The sequence below is a fragment of the Myxococcus llanfairpwllgwyngyllgogerychwyrndrobwllllantysiliogogogochensis genome (assembly GCF_006636215.1).
In the GTDB taxonomy this organism is placed as follows: domain Bacteria; phylum Myxococcota; class Myxococcia; order Myxococcales; family Myxococcaceae; genus Myxococcus; species Myxococcus llanfairpwllgwyngyllgogerychwyrndrobwllllantysiliogogogochensis.
In genome coordinates this window covers 1-10668 of the sequence record NZ_VIFM01000346.1, presented here as the reverse complement: position 1 = coordinate 10668, position 10668 = coordinate 1, and the positions used below count along the sequence as shown (strand labels likewise).

At 68.9% G+C, this 10668-nt stretch carries 7 protein-coding genes; 3 read left to right on the top strand and 4 right to left on the bottom strand.

Features of this window, described 5'->3' with window-relative positions; translation table 11 throughout:
• Nucleotides 1-773, top strand: a 773-nt coding sequence (locus FJV41_RS44645) for a PEGA domain-containing protein (protein ID WP_141648741.1), incomplete at its 5' end; no start/stop codon positions are given.
• Nucleotides 774-858: 85 nt separating this feature from the next.
• The gene (locus FJV41_RS44640) at nucleotides 859-2616 is read left to right on the top strand and encodes an ATP-binding protein (protein WP_141648740.1); all 1758 of its coding nucleotides are present in this window, start codon (nucleotides 859-861) and stop codon (nucleotides 2614-2616) included.
• A gap of 4 nt (nucleotides 2617-2620) precedes the next feature.
• Here FJV41_RS44640 and FJV41_RS54350 read toward each other — a convergent pair whose 3' ends face one another.
• The 4 genes from FJV41_RS54350 to FJV41_RS44620 all read right to left on the bottom strand — a co-directional run bounded on the left by FJV41_RS54350 (nucleotide 2621) and on the right by FJV41_RS44620 (nucleotide 8891).
• Nucleotides 2621-3451 (bottom strand): L,D-transpeptidase family protein, encoded by an 831-nt coding sequence (locus FJV41_RS54350; RefSeq protein WP_438616785.1) that lies wholly within the window; start codon nucleotides 3449-3451, stop codon nucleotides 2621-2623.
• Between the two features lie 809 nt (nucleotides 3452-4260).
• Nucleotides 4261-6699 carry a LysM peptidoglycan-binding domain-containing protein gene (locus FJV41_RS44630; protein ID WP_246137810.1) on the bottom strand — a complete coding sequence of 813 codons (2439 nt, stop codon included), beginning with the start codon at nucleotides 6697-6699 and terminating at the stop codon, nucleotides 4261-4263.
• 210 nt (nucleotides 6700-6909) lie between these two features.
• A complete protein-coding gene (locus FJV41_RS44625) occupies nucleotides 6910-8502 on the bottom strand; it encodes a multiheme c-type cytochrome (protein WP_141648738.1) in 1593 nt (530 codons plus the stop codon).
• Between the two features lie 5 nt (nucleotides 8503-8507).
• Nucleotides 8508-8891 (bottom strand): response regulator, encoded by a 384-nt coding sequence (locus FJV41_RS44620; RefSeq protein ID WP_015351808.1) that lies wholly within the window; start codon nucleotides 8889-8891, stop codon nucleotides 8508-8510.
• Nucleotides 8892-9062: 171 nt separating this feature from the next.
• Between FJV41_RS44620 and FJV41_RS44615 the strand changes: the two genes are divergently transcribed.
• The coding region (locus FJV41_RS44615; protein ID WP_141648737.1) for a mechanosensitive ion channel family protein at nucleotides 9063-10668 on the top strand (1606 nt) is incomplete at its 3' end.

Sequence of the window (10668 nt, the reverse complement as noted above, 5' to 3'; positions counted from 1 at the left end):
ATGGGGTGGGCGGGGCCGTGGCGCTGCTGGTGCTCCTCCTCGTGGGGTGGGTGGCGACGCGTCCGGGCGTTGGCTACGTCATGCTGGATCTCCAGCGTGTGCCGCCCGAGGTGCGCGGTCGGATGCAGGTGACGCTGGACACCCAGCCCATCGCAGTGGAGAGCGGTGGCACCACGCTCTTGCGCGAGGTGACGGCGGGGCAGGTCATGGTGACGGTGAGCGCGGAGGGCTACAAGACCTTCACGCGGACCCTCCAGGTCAACAGCGGCAAGGGTGTGGAGCCGGTGGAGGTCGCACTGGAGAGCCTGGTGCGCACCGCGTCGCTGGTGCTCGTCACTCAGCCCTCGGATGCCCAGGTGAAGGTGGACGGCAAGGTCATCCGGGCGCAGGGCGCTTCGGACGCGTTCATCAAGGGCGTCCCCATCTCCGGCCAGGAGTGGGTGGTGGAAATCAGCGCGCCGCAGCACAAGCCCGCCTCCAAGCGCGTGCCGTTGACGGGTGACGGTCCGTTCGAGGTGTCGCTGAAGCTGGAGCCCGTGGTGTCCAAGGTGTCGGTGAAGATCGACTCCAAGCCGGCGGGCGCGGTCATCTTCGCGGGTGGCCAGGAGCTGGGGGAGACGCCGGCCACGGTGCTGGTGTCCCCGAACGTGCGTCAGCTCACCCTGAAGCTGAAGTGCCACAACGACGCGGAGGTGGACGTCCCCGCGCCGGAGGCCGGAGAATCCATCGCCACGGCGACGGTTTCCCTCAAGCGTCAGCCCCGCTGCCGTTAGATTTCATGAAATCGAGCCCCGCTTCCCTCGTGGGAAGCGGGTGCGTCAGCTCCTCGAACCGGGGAGCGACAGGAGGCGTGTGTCCGTGAGCAAGGTGCGCAAGGTTCACAAGGAAGATCCGCTGGCGGACCTCCCCCGTTGGGCGCAGCAACTGGCCCGCAAGTACTACACGAAGACGGTCAGCACCTTCCTGCTCTACGGGGCGGTGAGGGACCTCCAGCCGCTCCAGTTGGAGGACGGCGGGCGGGGCTTCGGCACGCTGAAGACCTTCCTCTCCGAGGAGCTGTTCGGCGGGCGGGACCACGTCCTCTTCTACGACCGCTCGTCGGGCATCCGCTCGGCCACGCCGGAGACGCAGAAGGACCTGGCGCGGACGATGTCCGGCTACGACGCGATGTACGGCACGGACTACGCGAAGGTGACGCCGAGAGACCCAGGCCGCGCGCTCCAGATTCTGGAGAACTTCCTGCGGATGCGGCTGAGCGAGGGCCGCTCGCTGGCGCTCATCATCGACTTCGCGGAGACGCTGGTGCCGGGCGGGGAGATTTCCCACCTGTCGTCCGAGGACCGCTTCGTGCTGGCCACGTTGGACAAGTGGGCGCATGACCCGCAGTTCCTCGCGGGCGATGTGTCCGTGGTGCTGCTGGCGGAGAACCTGGCGGACATCTCTCCGCGCATCTCCCGCAACCCGTACGTGGCGCCGATTGAACTGCCGCTGCCCACCGAGGAGGAGCGGCTGGAGTACGTGCGCTACAAGCTGGAGGGCAAGCGGCTCCAGTCGCTGTCGGAAGTCCCGCTGGCGGGCCTGGCGAAGATGACGGCCGGCCTGTCGCGCATCAACCTGGACCGCGTGCTGACGGAGGCGCTGGAGCGGGAGATTCGCATCACCTCCGACCTGCTCAAGGAGAAGAAGAAGGAGATCATCCAGGCGGAGTGCCACGGCCTTCTGGAGTTCATCGAGCCGACGCACACGCTGGATGCGGTCGCCGGACATGCCAAGGCGAAGCAGATGCTGCGGCAGGCGGCCTCCGCGCTGAAGAAGGGGCGCATCGAGGTCATGCCCATGGGCTACCTGCTGTCGGGCCCGGTGGGCACGGGCAAGACGTTCATGGTGAGCTGCTTCGCCGGGGAGATTGGAATCCCGGTGGTGAAGTTCCTGAACTTCCGCAGCCAGTGGCAGGGTGTCACCGAGGCGAACCTCGAGAAGATCTTCAACCTCCTCAAGGCGCTGTGGCCGGTGGCGGTGATGATCGACGAGGCGGACACCTTCCTTGGCAACCGTGACTCGGGTGGAGATTCGGGGACGAGCAGCCGCGTGTTCGGCTCCATCGCCTCCTTCATGGGCAACACGCAGTACCGCGGCAAGATTGTCTGGTTCCTGATGACGGCGCGGCCGGACCTGCTGCCCATCGACCTCAAGCGTCAGGGGCGCGCGGAGGAGCACCTGGCGCTCTTCTATCCGCAGACGGACGCGGAGCGGGACGAGCTGTTCCAGGTCATGTCCAAGAAGACGGGCGTGTCGGTGGAGGGCATTGATTCCTTCTCCCAGATGATTCCGGAGGGGATTCGGGCCTTCAGCGGCGCGGATATCGAGGCCGTCATGGTGCGCTCGAAGTTCCGCGCGCTGGCGGAGGGCCGGGAGTCCGTGGCGAAGGAGGACCTGGCGGCGGTGCTGGCGGACTTCGTGCCCCCCAGCTACCCGCTGGAAATCGAGCTCCAGAACCTGGTCGCGGTGCAGGAATGCACCAGCCGGGAGCTGCTGCCGGAGGTCTACCGCTCGGTGGACCGTGATGCCATCACCCGTCGCGTGCGCGAGCTGAAGGCGCTGCTCGAAGCGGGGTAGCACCTCAGGAGACCGGCACCCGGGTTCCGCCCAGGTGTGGGTCGTCCACGTGCTCCACGATGGCCACGCGGTCTCCCGCGGAGAGCGCGTCGTGGAGCACGATGATGGCTTCGTTCGAGTGTCGGATGCAGCCATGGGACACGTCCGCGCCCAAGAGGGCGGGGGCGTTGGTTCCATGCAGCTCCTCGGCGGAGTGCCGGCCGTCGGCCCAGGACAGGTCGAGGATGCGTGTGCCGAAGACGTGCCGGTCGTTCCACAGGCGCGCGCCCGCTGCTTCGGCGGCGGCCTGGTCCAGTCGGGCCCGGATGACCTTGAGCCCCGCGCGCGTGGGCGTCGCGGACGTGCCCGAGGCATTCGGGAAGATGTCCAGCAGGCGGCCCTCCGCGTCGTAGAGGAACGTGCGGTGCTCGCGCAGCGCTACGACGATGCGCACGGGTTGGCCGTCGTAGAGGGCGGGAGGCGTCCCGCGCGACTGGCCGCGCATGCCGGGCTCGGGTGCCAGGGCATCGAGCGCGCGCAGCGTGACGGCGTCCAGGACGCCCGTGGGTTTGACCGAGGGGAAGTCGCGACGCGCGTGGACCTGGAAGTTGCGCAGGGCGCGCACCGTCTGCGGACCGAACTGTCCGTCCGCTCCGCCGTGGAGCGCGAAGCCCATCTTCAGCAACGCTGTCTGCACCGCGCGGGGGCCGTCACCTCGCGAGCCCGAACCGAGGACCTGTTGTCCGGACGCAACGTCCGCGAGCTGGGGCAGTCCGGTGAAGCGGGCGTTGGCGAGGGGCGGGGATACTGGGGGCCAGGATGAGCTTCCCCATCCGTTCGTGGTGGTGGGCTGCACGGGAATGGGAAGGACCGCGTTGGCGCTGACGAGGGCGTCGCCGCGCAAGGGGATGGTGCGCTCCGGAGTCCTGAGTGAGGCCGAGTCTGTTGCGAGGATGCTCGGACCTCGTGGAGCGGTTGCGATGTCGCGGGCGGTGGTGCTGGTGCGCTCTGGTGTCCCGAAAGGGGGCGCGACTGTTGCCGGATTGCTCGGACGTCGTGGTGAGGTCGCGATGTCGCGGGCGGTGGTGATGGCTCGCTCTATCGTCCCGAGTGAGGCCGAGTCTTTTGCCAGTGTGCGGCTCGAACCCAGCGGGATGTTTACGAAATCGTGGGCGAGCTTACCGGCCCCTTCACCACGTTGTGCCGTCCGGACTTCGTGGGACGGGCGTCGCGAGACCTGGACGGAGAACGCCGCGCGTGGGGCGGTCTCCACGGAGTTGTCTCGGGCTCGCGTCGGGGGATGCGTGTGAGCCCATCCGGCATCCACATCCCTCGAGAGAGGGACGTCGTCGGCGTCGAGCGAGAAGGGCAGGGTGGGTGAATCGTTCCGCGAAATGGGCGAGGTCATCCCCAGCCCCTGTGCAATTCACTCGCCCGACGATGGGAAGCCCGAAGCGGCCCTGTCGTGGATGCCCAGGGCGCGCTGAACGAAGGGGCGACGTGAGCCCCGTCACCCTGCAACCGCGCGCCCGACGAGGGGAGAGCCGAATCTGCCCTCGCGGGGGACGCCCACGGTGAACTCAGCGAATGGTCGAAGTCATCCCTCGCCACGCGGCAACGATGCGTCCCACGGCGGGACGTCCGAAGACGTCCTCGCTTGAAGGCTCAGGGTGCGCTCAGCGAGAGGACCTTCCCCGTGGGGATGGAGCGGTGGTCCTTGATGTTGTTCCACCGCATGATGTCCTCGACGGTGATTCCGTAGCGCTGCGCCACGGACCAGAGCGTCTCGCCCTCGGCCAGCGCATGCACCTTTCCGCCCGGCGTCCCCACATTCGCGGCCACCTGCTTCGCCACCACCACCGTGCCCGCGCGCTCCTGCACCTGGGAGGTGCCCTCGGGCCACACGTACACCAACGAGCCGACCTGCAACGTCGGGTTGCGGCGGCGCAGGTTGTTCCACTTCTTCAGGTCATCCACCGACACGTTGAACTTCGTGGCGATGACCCACAGGCTGTCGCCGGACTGCACGCCGTACGTCACGCGCTTGCGCCCATTGAGCGTCTCCGTCTTCACCGGACCCGCTGCCACGGGGCCCTTCGGAGTCCCCGCGGGAACCTCGTCCTCGGGCCGGTGCACCACCACGCCGCTGCGGCGGGCCTGCGCCACCTTGCTCGCCAGCGCGCCGCCACTCGTGGGGCCCGCCTTGCTCGCCGGCACCGGAATCACAAGGTCCGTGCCGAGCTTCAACGTCCGCGCGCTCTTGAGCCGGTTCATCTGGAGGATGGCCTCCGACGCCGTGCCGTAGCGCTCCGCGATTTGCGACAGCGTGTCGCCCCGCTTCACGGTGTGCACCCGGAACGTCAGTCGCTCGGCCGGCGAGAGCTTCTTGAAGCCCTCCACGAACCGGGGCGACGAGCCCGGGGGAAGCCGCAGCTTGTAGGGGTTCTTCGCGCTCGCCGGAGGCGTGCACCAGCGCTTCAGCTCTGGGTTCAGGTCCTGTACGTCCTGGATGTTCACCCCCGCCGCGCGCGCCACCACGTCCAGGTCCGTCGCGTCCGTCAGTTCCACCACGTCGAACTCGAGGGGCTGCTCGTAGTCGAACTCCTGCTCGGAGAAGCCGAACGCCGACGGGTTCTTCGCCACCAGCGCGGCGGCGATGAGCTTGGGCACGTAGTGCTTCGTCTCCTTCGCCAGGCCCTTCTCCTCCGACAGCACCCAGAAGTCGCGCGTGCCGTGGCGCTCCACCATGCGACGCACGCGGTAGGAGCCGGTGTTGTAGCCCGCCCACGCGAGGTACCAGTGGCCCAGCTCCCTGTAGAGGTCCTTGAGGTACGTCGCCGCGGCGCCGGTCGCCTTGATGGGGTCCCTGCGCTCGTCCACCCAGAAGTCCTGCTTGAGGCCGTACTGCTTGCCGGTGCTGGAGATGAACTGCCACGGACCGGACGCGTGCGCCCACGAGTACGCGTGCGCGGAGAAGCCGCTCTCAATCATCGCCAGGTACACGGTGTCCCGAGGCAGGCCGTGCTTCTCCAGAATGGGCTGCATCACTGGCAGGTAGCGCGCGGAGCGGGACATCCACTTGCGGAACCAGCGCCGTCCGGGCCCCTGGAAGAACTGGATGTACTGCGCCACCAGCGGCTGCATCTCCACCGGGATGTCGTAGCGGTCCTGAATCAGCCCCACGTCGAACGCGGCCAGGTTGGTGATGAGCGGCAGCTGCTCCGGCGTGTCGTCCTCGCGGAAGGTGGGCTCCTCCAGCGCGTCCAGCATTCGCATGCGCAGCGGGTTCGCGAGCCCCAGTCGACGCAGGGACTGCATCACCTCCGCGCTCGGCCGGGCCGCTGGGTCCAGCGTCACGCCTTCCAGCGCGCGCAGTTCCTCCATCTCCGCGGACTCGGACTCCACCACCTCGCGCGTCGCCTCGGGCTCCCCGTCCGCGTCCTCCGCGTCCTGACCGTTCGCGATGGCGCGCTTGTCGTCGAGCTCCGGCGCATCACTGTTGCCCGGTGTTGACGACTTCTCTTCAGCGGACACCGTGTTGCCGGTAGCGGCTTGCGCCGTGCTCGGGGGCACCGGCGTCGTGCGCGCGGCCTGCGTCTTCGCCGCGTTGCCCGAGTTCGTGGGCGCCATGTTCGCGGTGGCGGGGGCCGTCTTTTCTCCACTGCTGTTCGCGGGCGTGGAGGGCTTCAACCCGCTGCCAGCGACGGGGCTCGTCGCCTCGCCAGCGCTCGCGGGGGTGGGGGCCTTCACCGCGTTGTTCTCGCTCGGGCCCGAAGCAGCACCAGCATTCGCGGAGGCAGGGGCCTTCACCGCGTTGGTCTCGCTCGGGCTCGCGGCAGCGCCAGCACTCGCGGAGGCAGGGGCCTTCACGGTGTTGCCAGAGACAGTGCCGGCGCCCGTGGGCGCATCGACCTGGGCCGTGGAGCCAACAGCAGGCGAGGAAGCAGAGCCCTCGGTCTTCACCGCACCGGTGTTCGTGGGCTGGGTCTTCGTGACGCTGCCGCCCGTGGTGGGCGGCGTGTCCTTCACCGTCGAAGGGGTGGGGGCAACGGCGCGCGTCTCATCCGCGGCGAGCACGCGCATGCCGGGCGGAGGCGGGGGCATGGGCGGTGGCACTCCCTCCGAGAGAGGAAGCGAGGCCAGGTTCAGCACGAGCAGGCAGAGAGGCAGCATTTGGTCGCAGGAAGAGTGCGCCCAGAAGCAGGCGAAGGCCGAAGTATTCGCCCTTTTTCTTGACAGTCAAACAAGGAGTCGCGCGGTATGGCCGAACTCTGCACGCTCCGTGGGTGCGGCCTGCCAGGCGCTGACGCGTGATTACGGTTTGGCGGGCTTCCGAGTGTCCGCTGGCTTGGTCGACGGCTGAGCGTCCACTGGCTTGCCATGCCCCGGCCCCAGGATTCGCGGCAGATACGTCGCGAAGTCGAAGTGGGGCGAGTTCTCCGGGTTGTGGCAGGTGACGCACACGGCTTCACCAGGAGACGCGACGATGTTGTCGGCGCTCGGCTCGTCCGAGTGCGCGGAGCCAGGCCCGTGACAGCTCTCGCACCCCACGTCCTCGCGCCCGGCCACCTTGTCCAGCCGGCACACGCCACCGGGCTGCTCCCAGCCCGTGACATGGCACCCCACGCAGTTGAGGTGGTGCTGCTTGCCGACCTCTTCCAGCGTCTCCCAGGCGTGGTGGTGCTTGGACTTCTCCCACACCGGGAAGGACTCCTCGTGGCATGCGCGGCACGGCTCGTTGCCGACGAAGCCCGACTCACCCTTTGCGGGAACAGGGCAGTCCTGGCCGTGCTCCTTCGCCCAGGCGAGGTTCAGCTTGCCCACCTCCGCGTCGTAGCGCGCCACCAGCGCCTGCGCGTCCGGCAGCGAGGGCAGTCCCGACTCCAGCGGCACGAAGCGCACCGTGAAGCCGTTGACGTCCGTGGCCGCCGCGGGAGGCGCCGTCACCAGGGCCTGCCTGCGCGCCACCAACTCGTCGCGCTTGGCCTGCTTGAGCGCCTTGAGCTTCGGGTCGATGCCCGGAAGATTGATGTCCTTGTCCAGGAGCGCGGTGCGCTGCTCCAGGGCTGCCACCTCGCGCTCCAGGTCGGCCTGTCCCTTCTGAAGCGCGAAGCGTCCCGGCTTCGGCGCGTAGCTCAGGTCCACGCGCACCAGCGAGCGGCCCTTGCTCTGCGGCGCGACGACGGGCACCGACGCCTTCACCAACCGGTTCTGCTCACCACTCATCTCCGTGGCGGAGCGCGTGGCCACCAGCACATCCACCGCGAGCCCCGGCGTCTCCGCGGCCTTCTGCGCCTCTTCCAACGGCGCATCCAGCAGCCCCAGCACGAAGTCCGCGCCCTCCGCGCGGGCCTTGGCACTGGCCGCCACGAGCTGCGCGGGCGTCTCCCCCGCGACGACGCCCACCTTGCGAGCGCCCGCCGGCAACAGCTTCACTGCGCCGTCCGCGACCTCCGGCAGACCCAGCCCCTGGCGGAAGTCCGCGCCGCGTGTGTCATCCAGCGGCCCCGTGGCGCGCACCGACAGCCCCATCAGCCGCATGGCATCCGCCAGCGCCTTCGCCTTCAGCTCCTCCTGGGGAACCTGTCCGGGCTTGAGGGTCGTCTCCCCGAAGAGGCTGTTGCCGCCGTCCACGTACAGCACGGGCAGGGTGGTTCCCTGGCGTGCCTCGCGCACCTGGAACGCCGCGCGGGCGATGCCGCCGCGCATGTTCTCGCTGCAGCCGCAGGGGCCCAGGTAGCCGCGTGTATCCGCGGAGACGAAGAGGATGGCGCCGGGCGCCGAACTGGACGCGGTGCCGACACCCGCCTCGGGTTCGGGCGGGTGGGGCGGCGGCTCCTTGCGCATGCACCCACCGAGCACCAGCACCAGGCCCCAGAGGGCGGCGAGGAGGACGGGGCGCGGCATGCGGTTCACCAGAGGATGCTCTGCACCAGTTCGTCGATCTTCTCGCCCATGGCCTCCAGCCCGTTCATCTTCGACAGGAACCCGTCGGCGCCGACCTGCTCGGCCAGCTTGGACAGCTCGTCGTCGGGCAGGCTGGAGAACAGGACGATGGGGATGTCCTGGGTGCCGTACTCGTTCTTCAGCGTGCGGCAGATGTCGGTGCCCTTGGCCTCGGGCATGTGGATGTCCGTGAGGATGAGGTCCGGCCGCCAGCTCTGGAGCGTCTTCTCGAACTCCATGAGCGTGGAGGTGGCGACGACCTCGTAGCCGCGCGCTTCCAGCACGGCCTTCTCCATGGCGAGCGTGATTTCGCTGTCGTCAATCAGGAGGATTCTTCGCTTCTCGGACACGTCGACCTTCCTTGGGCTCCGTTTCTATCCTACCCCCACCCGGCGCACCAACGCCTTTCCCACGGGGTAAGACGGGGTGGTGTCGTGGACGTCCCCCTCCCGGTCGTCCGGGCGGGGGGCGGGGCCTGACTTCTTCCGGCAAACCCACCGAAAAGGAGTATGCAGGGCGCCATGATGCACCGAGACCGCCGAGCCTGGACGGCCCTTCTCCTGGTGGGGAGTCTCCTCTGGACGCTGCCCGCCGCGGCGCTCAATTCGGGCCTGGGGTCCCCCTCATCCCCGGTGGACCGCCAGTCCCCCCATTCCACCACCCAGGGGTTCCTGGCCGCGGCCCACCGGGGGGACTACGCCACTGCGGCGCACTACCTGGACCTGGACTTCATCCCCCGCGCCCAGCAGCCCGAGCGGGGCGCCCAGCTGGCCCGCCGGCTCAAGTTCGTCCTGGACCGCAAGCTCTCCATCGACCTGTCCCTCTTGAGCAAGGCCGCGGAGGGGGACCCGGCCGACCCCCGCTTCGACCTGCTGGGCATCATTCCGCTGGAGGGCGCCAATGTGTCCATCCGCGTCCAGCGGGTGGCCCAGGACGGCTCCCTGGTCTGGGTGTTCAGCGAGTCCACCGTGCGGATGGTGGACCCCCTCTTCGAGACCTACGGCCCCCGCGTGGCGGAGTGGCTGCCGCCCTTCTTCTTCTCCGGCACCGTGTTCGGCCTGGAGCCCTGGCAGTGGCTGGGCCTGCTGGTGACGCTCTTGGGCTCGGTGGGACTGGCCCTGCTCCTGGAGCGGATGTCGCTCGCGTTCGGGCTGCGGCTGGCGAAGTGGACGCACCTCACCCTGGATGACCAACTGGTGGCGGCGGGGCGGGGGCCCCTGCGGCTGCCGTACTTCGCGATACTCCTGGCGGCGGGCACGTCCCTGTTGCTGCTGCCGCGCCCGGTGCAGACGCTGTTCAACCGGCTGAGCTATTCGCTCATCATCATCGCGGTGGCGTGGTTCATCCTGCGCTTCCTGCGGGTGTTCGCCAACTTCGTGCAGAACCGCGTGTCGGGCGACATGCGCGACGCGGGCCGGGCCCGCTCGCTGCGCACCCAGTTCGCGGTGCTGCGCGCCGTCTTCGAGGCGGCGACCTATGTGGTGGCCGCCGCGCTGCTCCTGATGCAGTTCGAGGTGGTGCGCAACGTGGGCGTGTCGCTGCTCGCGTCCGCCGGTATCGCCGGTATCGTCATCGGCCTCGCGGCGCAGAAGTCCATCGCCACGCTGCTCGCCGGCATCCAGCTCTCCATCACCCAGCCGGTGCGCATTGGCGACCAGGTGGTGGTGGAGACCGAGTTCGGCACCGTGGAGGAAATCACCCTCACGTACGTGGTGCTGCGCGTCTGGGACCAACGCCGCATGGTCATCCCGATTACCTACTTCCTGGACAAGCCCTTCCAGAACTGGAGCAAGTCCAGCACGGAGATGCTCGGCGCCGTCACCCTCCAGGTGGACTACTCCACGGACGTGGATGCGGTGCGCGGGGAGCTGCGGCGCATCGTCGAGCAGGACGCGAAGCACCTGTGGGACGGGCGGCTCCAGTCCGTCGTCGTGCTGGAGGCCCAGGACCGCACGCTCACCGTCCGCGCGCTCGTCAGCGCGGCCAACCCGGACAAGCTCTTCGACCTGCGCGCCCTCGTCCGTGAGCGGCTGGTCGCCTTCCTGCGGGCCCATCCCGAGTGGCTGCCCTTCACCCGCACCGAGTCCCGGCAGGCCCCCACCGCGCTGCCGGGACTCGGTGCGGGTG